This window comes from Yinghuangia seranimata (genome assembly GCF_029953285.1).
In the GTDB taxonomy this organism is placed as follows: domain Bacteria; phylum Actinomycetota; class Actinomycetes; order Streptomycetales; family Streptomycetaceae; genus Yinghuangia; species Yinghuangia seranimata.
In genome coordinates, this window is record NZ_JASAOI010000042.1 from 137,001 (window position 1) to 156,467 (window position 19,467).

Below are 19,467 nucleotides of genomic sequence, written 5' to 3' on the forward strand. Positions count from 1 at the left end.
GATGGTTGCTCAGGGGCCACGGGCCGTCGGACGCCCGGTACCCGCCTCTCCCCCGCCCGCACCTCGCCGCGCCGTTCGCCCGTCACGCCGCCACCGCCTTGACCCGGCGCAGCAGAACGAGGAAGAACACCCCGCCGACGACCGAGCACACGATGCCCACCTGGATCTCGGACGGCCGCGCGACGAGGCGCCCGAGCACGTCGGCGAGCAGCAGCACGGCAGGCGTCAGGACCGCGCAGTACGGCAGCACCGTGCGCAGGTCGGGCCCGGTGAACGCGCGTACGGCGTGCGGCAGGATGAGGCCGACGAACACCAGCGGCCCACAGGCGGCCGTGGCGGCGCCGCACAGCAGCGTGACCGCGGCGACGGCGCCCGCGCGGGTGCGCGCGGGTCGGCCCCCGAGGGCCCGTGCGGCGTCGTCGCCGAGCGCGAGCGCGTTGAGCGGTCGCGCCAGCAGCAGTGCGAGGAACAGGCCGACGGCGATGAACGGCGCGACCTTGCGCACGGTGTCCATGTCGGCGCTCGCGAAGGTGCCGTTGCCCCAGAACCGGGCGGCGTTGAGCGCGGCCGGGTCGACGAGCATGACGGCTTGGACGTACGAGTAGAGCGCGGCGTTCAGCGCGGCGCCGGCCAGCGCGAGCCGGGCCGGGGTGGCGCCGCGGCCGCCGCCGACCACGTACACCAGCACCGAGACGACGGCCGCCCCGGCGAACGCGAACCACACGTAGCCGGTGAAGACGTGGACGTCGAAGAACGCGATCGCGGAGACGGCGGCAGCGGACGCGCCGGCGTTGATGCCCAGCAGCCCGGGGTCGGCCAGCGGGTTGCGGGTGACGGCCTGCATGACGGCGCCCGCGACGCCCAGCGCGAGCCCGACGAGCAGGCCGAGCAGCGTGCGCGGCAGGCGCATCTCGTGCACGACGACGTAGCCCGTGGAGTTCCGGTCGACCAGCCCGTCCCACACCTGACCCACGCTCAGGTCCCGGGCCCCGAGCGCGAGACTGAGCAGCACCGCGGCGGCCAGCAGCGCGCATGAGGCGGCGATGCCGAGCGCCAGTGGGACGCGACGACGGGTGCCCCGCTCGGTGCGCGAGCCGGACGTCGCGGCACCCGGAACGCCCGGAACACCCGGCGCGTCCGGCGGTACGGCCGTCGGCACGTCGCTCGCCGCCGCGCGGGTCGGCGGCGCCGACTGCGCGGATCTCACGCGGTCTCCGCTCCCGGACGCGGCGCCCGGCGCGTCCGCCGCGCCCGCCGGCACGGCCGTCGGCACGCCGGTCGGCCCACCGTTCGCCGCGGCGCTCGGCACGTCGCCCGCCGCCGCGTCGGTCGGCGGCGGGGACTGCGCGGACTGCGCGGATCTCACGCGGGTCTCCGTTCCCGGGCCGGTCGGGGCGGCCCGCGCCCCGACCCTTGGACAAGAAGTTAGGTTAGGTTAACCTCACCTCCCGAGCCTGCCGCAGGCGGCCTCGATCACGCCACCCCCGAGCCGTCCTCGGCGACGCTCGGCCCTGCCCGTGAAGGAGCACCAGCCCATGCCGAACCTCCCCGTCCCCGCCCGGAGTCGCCGCGGATTCCTCGCCGCGGGCGCCGCCCTCGGGATCGGCGCGCTGGTCGTCGGCTGCGGCGACGACACGTCGGACGACGCGGCGAACGCGGGCGCCCCGGCGGCGGGTTCGGGCGCACCGACGGCGGGCGGCGCGTGGACGTTCCAGGACGACCGCGGCAAGACGGTCAGCACGAAGAAGACCCCGAAGAAGATCGTGGCCTTCGTCGGCACGGCCGCCGTGCTGCACGACTACGGCATCGAGTGCGCGGGCGTGTTCGGCCCGACGAAGACCGCCGACGGCAAGCCCGACGTGCAGGCCGGCGAGCTCGACGTCGCCAAGGTGAAGGTCCTCGGCAACCAGTGGGGCGAGTTCTCCATCGAGAACTACGCGGCCCTGCAGCCCGACCTGCTGGTCTCGCCGATGTACGACAAGGACGCCCTCTGGTACGTCCCCGACGACAGCAAGGACAAGATCCTGGCCGTCGCGCCGAGCGTCGCGCTCAACGTCGCCAGGGTGTCGCTGCCGGAGCCGCTGCGCCGGCACGCCGAACTCGCCGCGTCGCTCGGCGCCGACCTGAACGCGGCGAAGGCCGCCGACGCCAAGAAGCGCTTCGAGGCCGCAGCAGAAACGCTTCGCCAGGCGGCCAAGGCGGCGGGCGGGCTCACGGTCATGGCCGCGTCCGGCAGCCCCGACCTGTTCTACGTGTCGGCCCCGGACCCGTCGGCCGACCTGCGCTACTTCAAGGAGCTCGGCGTCGAGTTCGTGCTGCCGAAGAACCTCGACCCGCAGGGCTACTTCGAAGGACTCAGCTGGGAGGCCGCGGGCACCTACCGCGCCGACGTGATCATGCTGGACAACCGCTCCACCGCACTCCAGCCCAAGGACCTCGCGGGCAAGCCGACCTGGAACGAACTGCCCGCGGTCAAGGCCGGACAGGTCGTCCCGTGGGTCAGCGAGCCGCGGTTCTCCTACGCGGGCTGCGCACCGCTGCTGGAGCAGCTGGCCGCCACGCTGCAGAAGGCGAGGAAGCTCTCGTGACCGGAACGACCGACACCGAACGGCCCGCGCTCCCCTACCGGTTCTTCGACGTGCGGGTCGCGCGCGCCGAGCGGGTCGGGCCGAACATCGTCCGCGTGACGCTCACCGGCGACGACCTGCACCTGTTCGTGAGCGACGGACGCGACCAGCGCCTGAAGGTCTTCCTGCCGCACCCGGGGCAGGACGCGCCGCTCGTGCCGGTCGAGGCCGGCGAGGACTGGTTCGGGCAGTGGATGGCGCTGCCCGCCGACGAACGGGCCGTCATGCGCACGTACACCGTGCGCGAGGCCCGGCCCGACGCGTTCGACGTCGACTTCGCGCTGCACGGCGACACCGGCCCCGCGTCGCGCTGGGCCCGGACGGCCGCCCCCGGCGACCGGCTGGTCGTCATCGGTCCGAGCGCCCAGGACAACGGCGGCGCCGACTTCCAACCGCCGGCCGACACCGACGCGGTGCTCATCGCGGCCGACGAGACCGCGCTGCCTGCCGTCGAGGGCATCCTGGCGTGGCTGCCCGAGGGTCTGCCGACGCACGTGTGGCTGTCGGTCCCCGACGCGGGCGACAAGCGGGCGCTTCCGACGAAGGCCGACACCACGGTGCGGTGGTTCGTCCGCGAGGGCGCAGACCCGCTGCCGGACGCCGTCGCGGCGGCCGAACTCCCGGCGGGGGAACGGCTGTACGCGTGGATCGCCGGCGAGTCCGGCATGGTCCGCGCCGTCCGCCGCGACCTGGTCGGCGTACGCGGCCTCGACCGCAAGGCGGTGACCTTCACCGGCTACTGGCGCCGCGGCGCGACCGACGACGACCTGCTCGCCGAAACCCTCGCGGGCGGCAACCCGCACAACGGCGAGGACGACTGACCAGCACCGCCGAGCGGCGGGCGAGGAGGACCGACCGGCCGCCGACAGCCGGCGGCCGGTCGGCGACCGCGGCCCGCGGGAACTCCGCCTGTCCCCGCGCGCCGCACGGTGGTGCCCCCGCCGATCCAAGGGACGGTCCGGCGGGGGCACCACCGAGCAAGGGCCTGTCAGGGGGATCTTGTCGGCGCCGGGCCCCGGGCCGGGCCCGGCGGCCCTCCCAAGCCCTCCGCCGCCGCGTCGCGCCGGGCCCTGCCGGCCCTCCTTCGTGCCGTGCGTCGCAACGTGCCGTTCCGATCTCGTCCTCGGTCGTACTTCGAGGACGCCTGGCCCGGCTGCGGGCCCGGCGTGCGGTGCCAGGCGGCGCGACTCCGGCGAGAAGCCCCCGGACCGGCCGTCAGTGGCCGAACATCTGGCGCATGCGCGTCGCCGTGCGGTCGCGGCGAGTGGTTCCCGTCGTCGTGTTGCGCTTCGGCGGGGTCTTCGCGGCGGCCTTCGCGGCGGTCTTCGGCAGCGCCTTCGTTCCGCCCGACGGGGTCGAGCCGCCGCCTGGGCGCTTTGCCGGTTTGGCCGCGGCCGGCTTCGCCGCGGCCGGGCCCGGCGGGGCGTCGGGCTGGGTCGGGGCCGCCGCGGCGATCTCCGCCTCGCGTTCGGCGGCCGCGGTCTGGACGAGCGACTCGTCGAGCCGGGTGCGCAGTTCGTCGCGTTCCTCGGTGGCGCGGCGGACCTCGGTCCGGGCGGCGCGCAGCTTCGCCTGGCGGCGCCACGCGACCATCGAGCCGGACGCCGTCAGCATCACCGCGACCGCCAGCAGCAGCGCGATGGCGATGCCCGCCAGGAACACCTCAAGGGTGTTCATGGTCGCGAAGCCCTTGCCGAACAGCGAGACCCGGTAGTCCGGCAACCCGGTGTGGTTGTCGGAGATCACCAGCGCGGTGAACGCGACGGTCGCCATCAGGAGCAGCACTCCCAAGAGCAACATGGCTTGAACTCCTTCCGGGGAGCCGCGGTTTGGCTCCCCCTTGGACGGAGCTGCCCGGCTTGCCCCGCTTCTAACGGAACGCGTGCGGGACGGCCGCGCGGTCATGGCGCGATACTGGCGGATGTGAACGCTGCGACCCCGCCCTCGGAACCGGATCCGGCCGCGCTGCGCGCCGAGCTCGCACGTCGACTGGCGGTCGCCGGCCATGTGCCGGACCCCGGGTGGGAGCGGGTGATGGCGGAGCTGCCCCGCGAGGTGTTCCTGCCCGAGGCGTACGTCCGCCGATCCGCCCCGCCCGGCTGGCTGACGCTGCACGGCGGCGGCCCGGACACCCGTGCGGACTGGCTGCGCCTGGTCAACTCCGGTGACTCGGTGGTCGTCGAACTCGACGGCACGGGCCCGGACGCCGCGGTGCGCGTCGCCACCGTCCCCATGCCGCGCTACCTCGCCGCGCTGCACGCGCTCGCGCCCAAGCCCGGCATGCGGGTCCTCGAACTGGGCCTCGGTACAGGGCTCGGCGCCGGGATGATCGACCGCTATCTGCGGCCGTGGCACACGGGCGACCCCGAGATCGTCGCGGTCGAGATCGACCCGGCGCACGCGGCCGCCGCGACGGAACGGCTCGCCTCGCTCGGCGCGCGCGTGCGGGTGGTGACGGCGGACGCGTTCGCGCCCGAGCTGCCGCGGCTGCTCGGCGGTGCGTTCGACCGCATCATCACGACCTTCCCCGTCGACGACGTCCCGCCGATCTGGCGGGAGTTGCTGGCCCCGGGCGGTCGGCTGGTGACCTTCCTCGGCCCGGAGCTGCACGTCGTCGAGGCATGACGGGTCGGCCTCACCCCGCCGGGCGCGGCTGACCCGCCGGCGTCCACGGTCCGAGCGTCGCGATCAGCAGCCGCAGGGCGTGGTCGACGGTGCGCCGGTCGTCTCCGCTCAGCGGTGTGAGGAGTTCCTCGAGGGCGCCGAGCCGGGTGCGCATGGCCTCTTCGGCGCGGGCGCGCCCGTCGTCGGTCAGGCAGACCAGGACGGCGCGGCGGTCGTCGGGGTGCGGGCGGCGTTCGATGAGGCTCTTCTTCTCCAGGCGGTCGACGCAATGCGTCATGCCGCCCGACGAGTACATGACGAGCGGCTGGAGCTGGCGCAGTGTCAGCCCGGGGACCTCGGTGCGGACCGCGAGCACCGCGAGGACCATGTACTCGGGCGCGGTCAGGTCGAGGCCGCCGATGCTGCGCCGGTCGAACTCCTCCATGGCGATCATCGCCTGGTGGAGGCGGACGACGAAGCCGAGCGAGGTGGTGTCGACGTCCGGGAGGGCCTTGGCCCACGCGGTGACGACGCCGTCGGCGTAGTCGGCGGTGTCGCCCGGTGCGTCGTCGCCGTTGGTCACGTGTGCTCCCTGCCGTGGTGGTGGTCGTCGGGGCCGCGGTCGGCCGTCTCTGTGTCCATGTCCAGGATGATGCCCGCCGCAACCGTGTTGTCGGTTGCCTCGTCGATGAGGATGAACGCGCCGGTGGCCCGGTTTCGCCGGTAGGGGTCGTGGGGCAGCGGCGCTCCGACGCGCAGTGCCACGCGGCCGATGTCGTTGAGCGCGAGCTCGTCGGCCCGTGGGTCGGTGGCGAGTGTGTTGACGTCCAGCCGGTGGCGGACGTCGGTGACGCGGGCGCGCACCGTCCGGGTGGTGTGCTTGAGCAGGTAGGTCGCGCCGGCGCGCAACCGGCCGTGCTCGCTCATCCAGCACACCGTGGCCTCGAGGTCGCGTGCGGTCGGCGGCTCGTCGCCCGTCCGGCAGATGAGGTCGCCGCGCGAGACGTCGAGCTGGTCGGCGAGGGTGACCGTCACGGGCATGGGCGGGTACGCGTACTCGACCGGCCCGTCGGGCCCGGTCAGCGCGAGCACGCGGCTGGTCCGCCCGGACGGCAGCACGGTGACGGCGTCGCCGGGGCGCAGTCCACCGCCGGCCATGGACCCGGCGTAGTAGCGGTGTTCGCCGCCTTGGGGGCGGATCACGTACTGCACGGGCAGCCGCGCGCCGACCGGGTCGCGCGGTTCCGCGTCGGCTTCGGGCATGTCCTCGAGCAGGCCGAGCAGCGGCGGTCCGGTGTACCAGGGCATGCGCGCGGTGCCGGGGGTGACGACGTTGTCGCCGTTCAGCGCGGAGATCGGCACGAAGGCGAGCGTAGTCAGGCCGAGCGGCGCGGCGAAGGCGGCGAAGTCCTCGGCTATGGAGGCGAATACGCGTTCGTCGTGGTCGACGAGGTCCATCTTGTTCACGCACACGACGATGTGCGGGATGCCGAGCAGCGCGGCCAGGAACGCGTGCCGGCGCGACTGTTCGCGGACGCCCTTGCGCGCGTCGACGAGCACCATGGCGACGTCGGCGGTCGACGCGCCGGTGACCATGTTGCGGGTGTACTGCTCGTGCCCGGGGGTGTCCGCGACGATGAACGTACGGCGCGGCGTGGCGAAGTAGCGGTAGGCGACGTCGATCGTGATGCCCTGTTCGCGTTCCGCGCGCAGGCCGTCGGTGAGCAGCGACAGGTCGGTGTGCGCGTCGCCGCGGCGGCGGGAGGCGTCGGTGATCGCGGCGAGCTGGTCGTCCTGGACGGTCTTGGCGTCGTAGAGCAGGCGGCCGATGAGCGTCGACTTGCCGTCGTCGACGGATCCGGCGGTGGCGATGCGCAGCATGTCTAGAAGTACCCTTCGCGCTTGCGGTCTTCCATGCCCGTTTCGGAGACCCGGTCGTCGGCGCGCGTCGCGCCGCGCTCGGTGGTTCGGGTGGCGGCGAGTTCGGCGAGGACGTCGTGCGGGGTGGCGGCGTGCGACCGGACGGCGCCGGTGCAGGTGGCGTCGCCGACTGTGCGGAACCGCACGGTCTCCTCGACGGGGAACTCGCCGTCGAGGAGGGTGACGACGTCGGTGTGCGCGAGGAGCATGCCGTCGCGTTCGAACACCTTGCGGCGGTGCGCGTAGTACAGGGACGGCAGTTCGATGGCCTCGTCGGCGATGTAGCGCCACACGTCGAGCTCGGTCCAGTTGGACAACGGGAAGACGCGGATGTGCTCGCCGTCGCGGTGCCGGCCGTTGTACAGGTTCCACAGCTCGGGCCGCTGGTTCTTCGGGTCCCACTGCCCGAACTCGTCGCGGAAGCTGTAGACGCGCTCCTTCGCGCGGGCCTTCTCCTCGTCGCGGCGGGCGCCTCCGAACGCGGCGTCGAAGCGGTGCAGTGCGAGGGCGTCGAGCAGCGTGGTGGTCTGGAGGCGGTTGCGGGACGCGCGCGGGCCGGTCTGTTCGACGACGCGGCCGGTGTCGATGGACTCCTGGACGGACGCCACGAGCAGCCGCACGCCGAGGTGTTCGGCGTATCGGTCGCGGAACTCGACGACTTCGGGGAAGTTGTGCCCGGTGTCGACGTGCAGGACGGGGAACGGAACTGCCGCGGGGGCGAACGCCTTTGCGGCCACGTGCAGCATGACGACGGAGTCCTTGCCGCCGGAGAACAGCAGCACGGGATTGGCGAACTCGGCGGCGACCTCGCGCATGATGTGGATCGCCTCGGCCTCCAGGGCCTTGGTGTGCGGGAGCCGGTGCGGCATGACGCTCCGTTCTGACGGCGGGCTTGCGGGGGACGTCACGGGCGGGGCGACGAGACTCGGTAGTTCGCCTGGACGACCACGCCGGACACGAGTGCCGCGTCGTCGGAGGCCAACCACGCGACGACCGCCGCCACTTCGTCGGGACGGCTCATGCGGCGCAGCAGCGCGCCGCGTCCGAACTGCTCCGCTCCGCCGGGGACGGTCTCCAGCCAGGCGAGCATCGGTTCGGTCGCGGTCGGGCCGGGGGTGACGGCGTTGCAGCGGACGCCGTCCTCCGCGTACTCCATGGCGACGGTCTGGGTGAGGTTGATGACGGCTGCCTTGTGCGCGGCGTACGCGCCGAGGCCGTACTCGCCGCCGATGCCGGCGCCGGACGCGGTGGTCACGATCGACCCGGCGCGCTGCGCGACCATGTGCGGCAGCGCGGCGCGGATGCCGTAGAACACGCTGTCCAGGACAACCTGTTGCTGGCGGCGCCAGTCGTCGTCGGTGATGTCTCCGACGCGTCCGCCGATCGAGTAGGCGGCGTTGTTGTGGAGCACGTCGAGGCGCCCGTGGCGGTCGACGGCGGTGGCGACCAGGGCGCGGACGTAGGCGTCGTCGGCGACGTCACCGTCGTACGCGACCGCGTCGCCGCCGGCCGCGTGGATCTCGGCGACGGTCTGCGCGGTGCGTTCTGGGCGCAGGTCGCCGAGCACGAGACGGGCGCCCTCGGCGGCGAAGCGCAGCGCGGTGGCGCGGCCGATGCCGGATCCCGCGCCGGTGATGACGGCGACCTTGTCGTGGAGGCGGGCCGGGTTCGGGGTGGGCGGCTGTGGTTGGGGGGCGTTCATCGTGGGTGTGCCTCCGTCGCCGGGTTCTTCGCTGGTCACGTCGTGGTCGTCTCGGGTCACGCGCGCATCTGCCCTCCGCCGTCGACCATGAAGGTCTCGCCGGTGATGTAGCGGGACGCGTCCGAGAGCAGGAACACCACCGGCGGGGCGATGTCGCGCTCGGGGTCGCCGTCGCGGCCCATCGGGTGCTGGGCGTACATCGCGTCGAACACCGCGCGGCGCTCGGGGTCGTCGGCGGGCGGACGTCGGTGCGCGGCCGAGGCGGGGCAGACGCAGTTGACGGTGATGCCGTGCCGGGCCCATTCGCGGGCCGCCGTGCGGGTCAGCGAGCGGACGGCCTCCTTGGAGGCGCTGTAGGGCCCGTAGCCCGCGCCGCCGGTCATGCCGACGGCGGAGCCCATGGTGACGATGCGGCCGTGGCCGGCGTCGCGCATGTACGGGAAGACCGCCTGCATCGACCACAACGTGCCTTTGGGCCCGGTGCCGAAGAGCAGGTCCATGTCGGACTCGGTGACGGCTTCGAGCGGGGTCACGGGGCGGAAGGTCTGGGCGTTGGCCACGAGCCCGTCGATGCGGCCGAAGCGGTCCGCGGTGCGGCGGGCGAGCTCGACGGCGGCGTCGCGGTCGGCGACGTCGCAGGCCATCGTGAGGTGGTCCACGCCGAGGGCGGTCAGCTCGGCGGACGTCGCGGCGAGGCGGTCGGGATTGCGGCCGGTGAGGGCGAGCTTCGCTCCGTGCGTGCCGAGGTGGCGGGCCAGGCCGCGGCCTATGCCTCTTGTCGCGCCGGTGAGGACTACTACGCGGTTGCGCAGGCCATGTTCGTCGCGGGGGTCGCCCTGGGGGGCTTCTTGGGGGGCGTTTTGGGGGCGTTGTTGGGGGTCGCTTCCGGCTCCTGTTCCGACCCTTGTCTTTGTCATGTTCGGAAAGTAGCTTCATGTGAAGTTACTTTTCAAGAAGATGATTGTCCCGGACCGTGCGGACCTCAGGAGGCGCCCGGATGTCCCAGCCCCACCGTGAACGCCCCGCTTGGGTGCGCCTCGTCAACGACGGCCTCGCCGGGCCGCTCGCCGACTCGGCACGAGAACCGTTCGACGTCGAAGGCCTCCTCGGGCAGGCCCGTGCGCTGACCGGGCTCTCCGACTTCGGGGAGGGTGGTGTTGGTGGTTTTTTTGATGATGACTTCCGTACGCCGCTCGGTCTGCTGCTGGCCGACCTGGAGGAGCACGCCGACCTGACGCTGGTCGGACGCTGGCAGACGTACCGCTTCCTGTTGCGGTTGCTGAGGGTTCGGCTCCAGGTCGTCGACTATGTGAAGCGCGACCCCGGGGTGCTCGACGAGGCCGTTGTTGAGCCCTTGTTCGTCACGGGTGCGCCGCGTACCGGGACGTCGATCCTGCACGCGTTGCTGGCGCAGGACCCCGCGCATCGGGTGCCGGAGGGGTGGGAGCTGCTGACGCCCGTTCCGCCACCGTTCTCGGATCCAGCCGCGTACGCGGCCGATCCGCGCATCGCTGTTGCCGACGCCGAACTGCGCTTCTTCGACCAGGTCACCGGGTCTCTTGACGCCATCCACGTGTACGGCGCCCGGATGCCGAAGGAGTGTTTGTCCGCGCACTCGTTCGCGTTCCGGTCCCAGGAGTTTCCCGCGCGGTACAACGTCCCGAACTACACGGCGTGGCTGATGAGTTGCGACATGGGGCCGGCGTACGCCTGGCACAAGCTGACGTTGCGGATCCTCCAGCGGGGGTTCCCGCCCGGCCGCCGGTGGGTGCTGAAGAGCCCGGCGCACCTGCACTCGCTGCCCGCCCTCGCCGAGGCCTACCCCGACGCGCGGATCGCCGTCACGCACCGCGACCCGCTGACGGTGCTCGGGTCCGTGACGAGTCTTGTCGCGACCCTGCGGTGGGTGCACAGCGACACCGTCGACTACCCGGCCATCGGGCGGTACCACGCCGACCTCTACGCCGGTGATCTTGATGCGCTCGTCGACCACTCTTCCGACGGGGTCCTCGATGCGACGCGCGTTCACCACAGCCAGTACGCCGACTTCCTGACGGAGCCGTTGGAGACCGTGCGGGCGCTGTACGACGCGCTGGACCTGCGGTGGTCGTCGGAGGCGTCGGCGGCGATGCGGGCGTATTTGGAGGGGCGGCCCAAGGACAAGCACGGGGCGCACCACTACGCGTTCGAGGATCTGGCGTTGGACCGGTCGTTGGAGAGTGCGCGGTTCGGACGGTACCGGGCGCACTTCGGGGTTCCGGCGGGTCGCGATGTCTGAGGCTTCTTCAGGTCCTTCCGGGGGTCTCGACCACGCGGCTTGGCAGGCCTTTTGCGACGCGCTCAAGGCTGCGGGAGACCGCATCCTCGAACCTGACTTTCCCGGGACGTCCTTGGACCGCGCCGAAGGGTTCCGGCACCTTGCGCAGCAGGCCGCGTGCTGGCTGACGTGGGGGGTGGGGCATGCGGACGCCTCCGACCCCCGGTTCATGCGGCAGAACGACCTGTTCACGCAGTGGGGCGGGCCCAACGTCGACAACCTTTACAAGCACGCGCGGATCGACCCGACGGGTGTGTACCGGGTGCGCGGGAAGATGCACTCGTGTGAGGAGTTCCTGCTCGCGGTGCGGATCGGCAATATGCACGAGGAGCGTTACGGAACGCTGTACGAGGTCACCGCGACGGACATGGGGATCGGGCCGGGCGACGACTTCGAGATCACGCTGGGCGGGGTGGAGCCGTCCGATCCTGCGGAGCGGTTGCGGTGGGTTCCGCTTCCCGACGAGGCGCGGATGGTGAACATCCGCGAGTACTACTACGACTGGCGGGAGCGGGAGCCGGCCGTGTTCGTCATCGAGCGTGTCGACGAGCGTGTCGACGGGGTTGTCGACGGGGTTGTCACGCCTGGGCGCCTGACGGCTGTTGAGGTTGCGGGGCGGCTCGACGAGGCGCGTTCGCAGTTCGAACGGTCGGTGGTGTTCTGGAACGACTACCAGCGGACGGCACGGGGTCGAGGGGCCGACAACACGTTCATCCAGCCTCGGGCGGAACCGAAGGGGCTGAAGGGGCTGGTGTACGCCTTCTGCTTCTATCGGCTGGGGGTGGGTGAGGCGTTGGTGGTGGAGTCGGCCGCGCCCGTGGCGCGCTACTGGTCGTATCAGCTGTACCGGCTGGGGTGGTTCGAGCCGGTCGAGTCCGTCCACCGGACGGGCGGGCTGAACCAGCGCCAACTGCGGATCGATTCCGACGGCCGGGTACGGGTCGTGATCGCGGCGGAGGATCCCGGGGTCGCGAACTGGCTGGACACCGGGGGGCGGGAGGAGGGGATGCTGACGTTCCGCTGTGCGTGGGCGGAGAACCGGCCGGAGCCTACTGCTCGGGTGGTTCGGGTCTCCGATCTCGCCGAGGAGGGGTTCGACCCGACGTGGGCCGGCGGTCCGGTCAGCGCCGATGAGCGTGCGGAGGCGGTACGGGTTCGGGGCTCGCATGCGGCTTGGCGGTTTCGGACTTAGGGAGCTTTTTCGCTGCACCGTTCCTGGGCTGGTTCGTTTTCGGTGGCCTGACGCCCCTCCCGCCTTTTGATTTTCGCTTGGACGGCCCGCGCGTCAAGGCGCGGTGGGGTCTTCTTCGGACTGTTGGCCTGTCCCGGGGTTCAGGAGGCGCCTTGACCCGCGGGCCGTCCGCGCTGACTACCTTGGCGACTGGCGGGAGGGGCGCGGGGTGTGGTGGCTCTTGGGTTTTATTGCTCTGCCGGGCTGCGGTTTGCGTGTGGTGCGGCGGGCTTTGTTGCTCGGGTTCGTTGCGCTGCCGGGCTTCGTTCCAGCGTGGGGCCGCGCCTGCTGACTCGGGCGGGGGCACGGCCTCGACCCCCCATCACTTTGCCGTCACGTATGCGAATCACCAGAACTCCCTCATTCGGGGGTGTTCGCGTCACACTTGCGTCACCGCGTCTCGGCCCTCGCGCTGAGGCCCCGTCGGCTGAAGGGTGGCCGACGGGGCCTCCGCCCGCGGCGGGGTCCGAGGGGGCCGGTCGATGAGGCGGCGCCGCTCGTCGGCGAGCGTGTGTCCGCGTACGCACGCAGGCCGGTTCCGGCGCCGCCGCGGTCCACCCGGGCTCGGTTGCGGCGGGCGTGCGCGGCGACGGTGTCGCCAGGGTCGTGGCTACCCGGGTAGCAGTCCCTCATGCGGGGGTTTTCGGACAGGCGGCCGGTCCGGGTCGTGTGATCCTGCCGACGGCGGGGGTTTCCCTCCGCGGTCTCGGGCACACATTCCGGGAGGTGCGCCCGCCTGGTCGCCGGTGGAGGGAGGTCGCGTGGACGCGTGGTTCGACCCGGTGCTGTCCTTCGCGGACTCTCCGTGGGCGTACCTGATCGTCGCGTTGTTCGCGTTCGCAGACGCGATGCTGCCGATCGTGCCGAGCGAGACCGCGCTGATCACGTGCGGGGTCTTCGCGTCTGTCGGCGGTGTGGCCCCCAACCTGTTCCTGCTGATCGTCGCGGGCGCGGCGGGCGCCTGGGCCGGCGACAACCTGGTGTATCTGCTCGGTAAGCGGGCCGAGCCGTTCGCGACCCGGCATCTGCTGTCGGGGGACCGAGGTCGCCGGGCCCGCAAGCAGGCGGAGCGCTGGCTGGACGAACGCGGCGGGGTGATGATCTTCGTCGGCCGGTACATCCCAGCCGGGCGCACCGCGGTGTCGTTGACGGCCGGGGTGACGGACTATCCCGGCCACCGGTTCCGTGTTTTCACGGCGTTGGCGGGGCTGGCCTGGGCTACGTACGCGACCATGCTCGGCTACTGGGGCGGCACCGCGTTCAAGGACAGCCCTGTGAAGGCTGTCCTTGCGGGTGTCATCACCGCCGCGGTGATCGGGCTGCTCGTCGAGGCGGTGCGTCGGGTGCTGGCCCGCCGGCGGCGGGCGCGCGGGGGAACCGCGTCGGACGAGGCATGAGTCTCTGTCCGCGCTGCCCCGCGCCCCCGCGCGCCCGTGCGGGTTCTACATGGCGCGGCGGCCGTAGTGCTCGCCGACCTGGCGGAGGTAGTCCGCGTTGCCGTAGTGCTTTTCCTTGTCGTACTCCGGCGCGCTTTCGATCTGGGACTTGCTCGCCTGGACGTACACGCGCTTGTCGCGCAGGTCGATGCTGGAGATGAGCCCGGCCGGCATCAGGACGTGCTTGCCGAAGATCAGGATGCCGGTGTCGACGACGACGAACGTGCCGCCGGCGTGCTCGCTCTCCTTGTCGATCTTGCCGATGTGCCCGTCCAGGGCCTCCACCTTGAAGCCGGTCAGGTCCATGCCGGTCTGGTAGCCGGTCTCCGGCCGGTAGCCCCACAGGTCCTCGTTCACGGCGTGCCTTTCCGTCGCCTTGGGCGCGGGCGGCGCCCGCGCCGGGCCGCACCGTGCGGCCCGGTGGCGCGCTACCCGGGTACCGGGCCCGCATGCGGAGTGCGGCTGGTATGGCCGGAAATCACCGTCATGTCGGGCTGTTCGCCGTTATGTTCGGCTGCGGGTCAGCCCTGTTCCTGCGCCCAGGCCGTGTAGCGCGCGAACACCTGTTCCCTGGCCGTCTCGACGGCCGTCGCCACCGCGCCCAGGAGCACCGCGTCGCCGCCGAGGCTGCTGACCGTGACGTGCGGGCGCAGCGGGGTCAGGGTGTGCAGTTCGGCGGTCATCGGCTCGAGCAGCAGGTCCGCGTTGGCGCCGATGCCGCCGCCCAGGACGACGAGTTCGGGGTCGATGACGGCGCTGACGGCGGCGACGACGTGGGCCAGGCGGGCGGCCTCCTGCTGTACGGCGTCGGCGGCCGGGCCCGGTCCTAGGCGCGCTGCGTCGAACACGTCCTTGGCCGTCGGGTTGCCCGGCATGCCTCGGGCGACGGCGGCGCGGACGACGGCGTCGGCGGAAACGGCGTCCTCGAGCATGCCTCGGCGCGGGGCGGTGGCCGCGGTCGGGGCCGCGGGCCTGGCCGCCGGGTCGTCGGTGGCCCTCGGGGAGAGCGGCAGGTAGCCGATCTCGCCGGCCGCGCCGTGTGCTCCCTGGAAGACCCGCCCGTCGGCGACGACGCCCATGCCGAGGCCGGTGCCGACGGTGACGTAGACGAACAGGGGTGATCCGGCGCCCGCGCCGCTGTGGTACTCGCCGAGTGCGGCGAGGTTGGCGTCGTTGACGACGTCGACCGTGGACTCGAGGGCCTCCTGCATGCGGGCGCGCAGGCCCGGACGGCCCCAGCCGCCCGGCAGGTTGACGGCGTACTCGATGCGGTCCGAGCGCGGGTCGTACACGCCCGGGCAGCCCATGACCGAGTGCACGACGGCGGACGGGCCCAGGCCCACGCTCGCCAGGATGTCGTGTGCCTGGGTCGCGGCCGCGTGCAGCATGATGCCCGCGCTGCGGGCCTTGTTGGGCCGGTCCTCGCGGGCCACGACGCGGCCGGCCAGGTCGGCGACGGCTACGCGGATCCACGAGCGGCCTACGTCGATGCCGACCACGTGCCCCGCGCCCGGGTCCGGCTCGTAGAGGACGGCGGACCGGCCGCGGGCGGGCGTGTCGAGGCCGACCGGGCGGACCAGGCCCGCGCGTTCGAGGTTGTCGAGGGCCGTGGACACGGTGGGCTTGGACAGCCCCGTGTCGCGGGCGAGTTGGGCGCGGGAGACGGGTCCGCCGGTCCATACGCGGTCGAGCAGGACGCGCTCGTTGATGTTGCGCAGTACGCCGCGGTTCCATCCGCCGCTTCCGCCCACCCCGGGGCCGCCCGCCGCCGGGCCCGGCGTGTCCGGGTCGGATCCCGCGGTGAACTGCCCTGTGGTCATCGGTGCCTCCGGCCGAGCGGTTGTGTCGCCAGGTCGTCACTGTACGGCGCGTCGGGGGGCGGGTTTTGCCGAGCCCGTGTCCCGCGACCCCTTGACGGGTTTAGTAAAGGTATTTAACTTTACTAAAGCTTCAGGCGCGCTGTGCTCGTCCCCCACTCCCCCCTTTCGTTCGGAGGTGCACCGTGAGCGCTGGTCCAAGACCGGACGCGGCCGGCGGACTCAACCGCCGGATCGGCCTGTTCCAGGCGACCGCGATCAACATGAGCCAGATGTGCGGCATCGGGCCGTTCGTCACCATCCCGATCATGGTCGGGACGTTCGGCGGCCCCCAGGCCATCCTCGGTTTCCTGGCCGGCGCCGTCCTCGCGCTGGCCGACGGCCTGGTGTGGGCCGAACTCGGCGCCGCCATGCCCGGCGCCGGCGGCACGTACGTGTACCTGCGCGAGGCGTTCCAGTACCGCACCGGACGCCTGATGCCGTTCCTGTTCGTCTGGACGGCCATGCTGTTCATCCCGCTGATCATGTCGACCGGCGTGCTGGGCCTCGTCCAGTACCTCGAGTACCTCTGGCCGTCCATGACCGAGACGCAGGGCGACGTCGTCGGCGTCGGCGTGGTGGTGCTGGTGATCGCGCTCCTGTGGCGCCGGATCGAGTCGATCGGCCTGCTGACGAGCGTCATGTGGGTCGTCATGGTCGTCAGCGTCACCGCCGTGATCATTGCGTCGTACACGAACTTCGACGCGGACCTCGCCTTCACCTACCCGCGCGGTGCCTTCGACGTCGGTACGTCGACGTTCTGGCTGGCCTTCATCGGCGGCCTGAACATCGGCATCTACGACTACCTCGGCTACAACACGACCGCCTACATCGGGTCCGAGATCAAGCAGCCGGGCCGCATCCTGCCGCGCGCCACCGTGTACTCGATCGTCGCGATCGCGGCGATCTACCTGGTGATGCAGATCGGCGTGCTCGGGGTGACCGACACGGACACGATCACCGGCTCGTCGTCGATCGGGTCGCTGGTCCTGGAGAAGGCCTGGGGCACCGGCGCCGCCAAGACCATCACCGTGCTGATCCTGATCACGGCGTTCGCGTCGGTGTTCACAGGCCTGCTCGGCGGCTCGCGGGTGCCGTACGACGCTGCGCGCGACAAGGTGTTCTTCACGGCGTTCGGCCGACTGCACCCCAAGCACAAGTTCCCGACGCTGGGCCTGCTGGCGATGGGCGTCGTCACCGCCGCCGGGTTCCTGATCGGCCACCACACCGACTTCAACACGATCATCGTGCTGCTGACCGCGGTCATGGTCATCGTGCAGGCGGTCGCCCAGATCGCGGCGCTGGTCGTGCTTCGGCGCCGGCAGCCGGACCTGAAACGGCCGTACCGGATGTGGCTGTACCCCGTGCCGGCGCTGGTCGCGCTCGCCGGGTGGGTCGCGATCTTCTGCTACGCCGACAAGAACTCGCCCGGACGGCATCCCATCGAGTGGTCGCTGGTGTGGGTCGCCGCCGGCTGCGTCGCGTTCCTCGTGTGGGCGAAGGTGGAGCGGACCTGGCCGTTCGGCGGCAAGGACATCGTCGAGCAGTATCGCGGGGCGGCGACGCTTGACAGCGTTGACGGGGTCGACGGGGTCGCGGCGGCGGGCACGACGAGCGCGGAGGTTGTGTGAGCACGGCGCACGTCGCCGACGGCCGAGCGCCGGAGCGGGCCGCGGTCCGCTCCGGCGCGGGGTCGCCGGAGAAGCAACAAGATCCTTTTGGTGACGGCGACTTCGTGTGCGGGATCGACTTCGGCGGCACGAAGACCGCGGTTGCCGTCGCCCGCGCGGACGGCGAGATTCTGGCCGCCACCCGGCTTCCTACCTCGGCCGAGGCCGGCGCCGAGCAAGCCGTACACCGGGCCCTTGCGGCCGCCCGCGAGCTGATCGCGGAGACGGAATCCCGCACCGGAGGCCGGCTCGTGGGCGCCGCCGCGGTCAGCCCCGGCATCGTCCTGCCCGACCGTGTACTGCTCGCCCCCAACGTGCCCGGCTGGGGCGAACTCGCCCTCCCAGCACTGCTGCACGACGGACTGGGCCTCGACCCGGCGCGGATCGGCGTCGGCACCGACGCCAAGGCCGCCGCCGAGGCCGAGGCCCGGTGGGGCGCCCTCCGCGACGCCGATCCGGGGATCCTGCTCAGCCTCGGCACCGGCATCGCGGCCGCGCTGGTGATCGGCGGCCGCGTCCTCGGCGGCGCGCACGGCGCGGCCGGGGAAATCGGCTACAACCTGCGTTCGCGTGGAGACGTCGGCTATACGGCGGGGCGGGCACCGCTGGAGGAGCACGCCTCGGGCATCGCCCTGGTCCGCCGGGCAACGCAACTGCTCGGGCGTGCGCCCGAGTCCGGCGACGCCTTTGGCGATCCCGACCCGCGCACGGCGGAGCTTGTCGATGAGGTTCTGGATGAGATCGCCGTGCATGTGGCCAACCTCGCGCTGGCTGTGGATCCGCAACGGATCGCGGTGACAGGCGGCTTGATGCGCTCGGCCGACCGGGTTCTGCCGGCGCTTCGCCGGAGGCTGGACGAAGCGGTGCCGTTTCCGCCGGAGTTGGTCGCCGCCGCGTACCCGCAAGATGCGGCGCTGCGGGGAGCGCTTGCCCTCGCGGTGGAGACGGCTGGGAGTTGAAGTGGGCGCGCGGGCGCGGGCGCTGGCGCGCCGCGCCGCCGCATTACCGCGCATACGTTCTTGTAAGGAGTGATCCGCATGACCGCAGGCTCCCCCGGTTCGCTGATGGCCGCGGAGATGGCTGAACAACCTGATGTGCTGGCGCGTCTGCTCGTCCGGCTCCCCGAACTCGGTGAGCGGATGCACACGTTGCGGCCGGAACCGTTGGCGGGGACCGTGCTGGTTGCGCGCGGTTCGTCCGACAACGCTGCGGCGTTCGGGCGCTACCTGATCGAGGCGGCGTCCGGGCGGCCCACCGGTCTCGGTTCGCCCAGCATCACCACCCGCTACCACGCCGAAGTCGACTACACCGGTTACCTGTTCGTGGCCTTGAGCCAGTCCGGTCGGACGCCGGAGATCGTCACGGCGGCGGCCTCGGCCCGCGAGCGCGGTGCTCGTGTCGTCGCGGTGACCAACGACGCCACGGGCCCGCTCGCCTCGGTCGCCGACCTGACGGTCGCGACCGATGCGGGGCCTGAACTCGCCGTCCCCGCGACCAAGACCGTGACCGCGCAGTTCCTCGCCCTCGCGGGTCTGGCGGCGGGACTCGGTTCGCTGCCGCCGGCGCTCTGGGCCCCGGCGCCCGAACTGCCGGACGTCGTACGCCTGCTCCTCGCCGACCCGCATCGCGGTGAGGACCTGGCGGCGGCCTGGGCGCACCACGACCGCCTCGTGGTCGCAGGGCGTGGCCTCGGCGGGGCGGTCGCGATGGAGGGGGCGTTGAAGATCCGTGAGACGTCGGGCCTGTTCGCGGAGGGCATCTCCGTGGCCGATCTGCTGCACGGTCCGATCGCCGCGCTCGACCACGACGTCCCGGTCCTGCTCGTCGACCTCGGCGGCCCGACCTCGCCCGACGTGGCCGAGCTCCGCCGGAGGCTGGCTTCGGACGGAATCCCGTACGCCGATCTGGCACTGCCCCATGAGGCCGGCGAACTCCCGGAAGCGGCACGGGCCGTCGCCGCCACCGTGCGCTTGCAGCAACTGGCCCGGGCCTTCGCCCTGCGGCGCGGGTGGGACCCCGATCGGCCGCGGGCGTTGTCGAAGGTGACGGCGACGTATTGAGGCTTGGGTCGCCGTCCTCGGGGGCCGCTCGGGTGGCGGCGGCC

Annotated in this window: 18 protein-coding genes; 9 read left to right on the forward strand and 9 right to left on the reverse strand. The window is 72.3% G+C overall.

Annotation, left to right across the window (positions count from 1 at the left end; all coding sequences use genetic code 11):
• Window positions 1–82 precede the first annotated feature (82 nt).
• Complete coding sequence (locus QI554_RS26300) at window positions 83–1,159, reverse strand: FecCD family ABC transporter permease (protein WP_425528056.1); 1,077 nt, start codon at window positions 1,157–1,159, stop codon at window positions 83–85.
• A gap of 376 nt (window positions 1,160–1,535) precedes the next feature.
• Between QI554_RS26300 and QI554_RS26305 the strand changes: the two genes are divergently transcribed.
• Together QI554_RS26305 and QI554_RS26310 are read left to right on the forward strand one after the other, a co-directional pair.
• Window positions 1,536–2,588 (forward strand): ABC transporter substrate-binding protein, encoded by a 1,053-nt coding sequence (locus QI554_RS26305; protein WP_281472940.1) that lies wholly within the window; start codon window positions 1,536–1,538, stop codon window positions 2,586–2,588.
• A complete protein-coding gene (locus tag QI554_RS26310; protein ID WP_281472942.1) occupies window positions 2,585–3,448 on the forward strand; it encodes a siderophore-interacting protein in 864 nt (287 codons plus the stop codon). Before QI554_RS26305 ends, QI554_RS26310 begins: the two co-directional genes overlap by 4 nt.
• Before the next feature lie 394 nt (window positions 3,449–3,842).
• Here the strand turns inward: QI554_RS26310 and QI554_RS26315 are convergent, their stop codons facing one another.
• Window positions 3,843–4,427 carry a hypothetical protein gene (locus QI554_RS26315; protein ID WP_281472944.1) on the reverse strand — a complete coding sequence of 195 codons (585 nt, stop codon included), beginning with the start codon at window positions 4,425–4,427 and terminating at the stop codon, window positions 3,843–3,845.
• Between the two features lie 123 nt (window positions 4,428–4,550).
• On the opposite strand from QI554_RS26315, the gene QI554_RS26320 reads away from it, so the two are divergent.
• Window positions 4,551–5,252, forward strand: coding sequence for a methyltransferase domain-containing protein (locus QI554_RS26320; RefSeq protein WP_281472946.1), 702 nt, complete (start codon window positions 4,551–4,553; stop codon window positions 5,250–5,252).
• A 10-nt stretch (window positions 5,253–5,262) separates the two neighbouring features.
• Here QI554_RS26320 and QI554_RS26325 read toward each other — a convergent pair whose 3' ends face one another.
• From QI554_RS26325 to QI554_RS26345, 5 genes are read right to left on the reverse strand one after another with little or no spacing between them, the layout of a single operon-like run.
• Window positions 5,263–5,814, reverse strand: coding sequence for a MarR family winged helix-turn-helix transcriptional regulator (locus tag QI554_RS26325; RefSeq protein ID WP_281472948.1), 552 nt, complete (start codon window positions 5,812–5,814; stop codon window positions 5,263–5,265).
• On the reverse strand, window positions 5,811–7,112 hold the full coding sequence (locus tag QI554_RS26330; protein ID WP_281472950.1) for a sulfate adenylyltransferase subunit 1: 1,302 nt from the start codon (window positions 7,110–7,112) through the stop codon (window positions 5,811–5,813). Before QI554_RS26330 ends, QI554_RS26325 begins: the two co-directional genes overlap by 4 nt.
• A gap of 2 nt (window positions 7,113–7,114) precedes the next feature.
• On the reverse strand, window positions 7,115–8,020 hold the full coding sequence (gene cysD / locus QI554_RS26335; RefSeq protein WP_281472952.1) for a sulfate adenylyltransferase subunit CysD: 906 nt from the start codon (window positions 8,018–8,020) through the stop codon (window positions 7,115–7,117).
• A 35-nt stretch (window positions 8,021–8,055) separates the two neighbouring features.
• Window positions 8,056–8,913 carry an SDR family NAD(P)-dependent oxidoreductase gene (locus tag QI554_RS26340; RefSeq protein WP_281472954.1) on the reverse strand — a complete coding sequence of 286 codons (858 nt, stop codon included), beginning with the start codon at window positions 8,911–8,913 and terminating at the stop codon, window positions 8,056–8,058.
• Entirely contained in the window at window positions 8,910–9,770 is an 861-nt protein-coding gene (locus QI554_RS26345; RefSeq protein ID WP_281472956.1) for an SDR family NAD(P)-dependent oxidoreductase, read from the reverse strand. The genes QI554_RS26340 and QI554_RS26345 overlap by 4 nt, the downstream gene beginning before the upstream one ends.
• A gap of 80 nt (window positions 9,771–9,850) precedes the next feature.
• Here QI554_RS26345 and QI554_RS26350 point away from each other — a divergent pair, with 80 nt between their 5' ends.
• From QI554_RS26350 to QI554_RS26360, 3 genes are all read left to right on the forward strand, one after another.
• Entirely contained in the window at window positions 9,851–11,131 is a 1,281-nt protein-coding gene (locus QI554_RS26350) for a sulfotransferase family protein (protein WP_281472958.1), read from the forward strand.
• On the forward strand, window positions 11,073–12,362 hold the full coding sequence (locus tag QI554_RS26355) for a DUF1214 domain-containing protein (RefSeq protein ID WP_281472959.1): 1,290 nt from the start codon (window positions 11,073–11,075) through the stop codon (window positions 12,360–12,362). Before QI554_RS26350 ends, QI554_RS26355 begins: the two co-directional genes overlap by 59 nt.
• A gap of 800 nt (window positions 12,363–13,162) precedes the next feature.
• On the forward strand, window positions 13,163–13,798 hold the full coding sequence (locus QI554_RS26360; RefSeq protein WP_281472960.1) for a DedA family protein: 636 nt from the start codon (window positions 13,163–13,165) through the stop codon (window positions 13,796–13,798).
• Window positions 13,799–13,843: 45 nt separating this feature from the next.
• Here the strand turns inward: QI554_RS26360 and QI554_RS26365 are convergent, their stop codons facing one another.
• Together QI554_RS26365 and QI554_RS26370 are read right to left on the reverse strand one after the other, a co-directional pair.
• Window positions 13,844–14,194 carry a PRC-barrel domain containing protein gene (locus QI554_RS26365; RefSeq protein ID WP_281472961.1) on the reverse strand — a complete coding sequence of 117 codons (351 nt, stop codon included), beginning with the start codon at window positions 14,192–14,194 and terminating at the stop codon, window positions 13,844–13,846.
• A gap of 164 nt (window positions 14,195–14,358) precedes the next feature.
• The gene (locus tag QI554_RS26370) at window positions 14,359–15,657 is read right to left on the reverse strand and encodes an ROK family transcriptional regulator (protein ID WP_281472962.1); all 1,299 of its coding nucleotides are present in this window, start codon (window positions 15,655–15,657) and stop codon (window positions 14,359–14,361) included.
• Between the two features lie 182 nt (window positions 15,658–15,839).
• Here QI554_RS26370 and QI554_RS26375 point away from each other — a divergent pair, with 182 nt between their 5' ends.
• The 3 genes from QI554_RS26375 to QI554_RS26385 all read left to right on the forward strand — a co-directional run bounded on the left by QI554_RS26375 (window position 15,840) and on the right by QI554_RS26385 (window position 19,423).
• On the forward strand, window positions 15,840–17,324 hold the full coding sequence (locus QI554_RS26375; RefSeq protein WP_281472963.1) for an APC family permease: 1,485 nt from the start codon (window positions 15,840–15,842) through the stop codon (window positions 17,322–17,324).
• Window positions 17,321–18,322 (forward strand): ROK family protein, encoded by a 1,002-nt coding sequence (locus tag QI554_RS26380; protein WP_281472964.1) that lies wholly within the window; start codon window positions 17,321–17,323, stop codon window positions 18,320–18,322. Before QI554_RS26375 ends, QI554_RS26380 begins: the two co-directional genes overlap by 4 nt.
• A 78-nt stretch (window positions 18,323–18,400) precedes the next feature.
• Window positions 18,401–19,423 carry an SIS domain-containing protein gene (locus QI554_RS26385; RefSeq protein WP_281472966.1) on the forward strand — a complete coding sequence of 341 codons (1,023 nt, stop codon included), beginning with the start codon at window positions 18,401–18,403 and terminating at the stop codon, window positions 19,421–19,423.
• Window positions 19,424–19,467 lie beyond the last annotated feature (44 nt).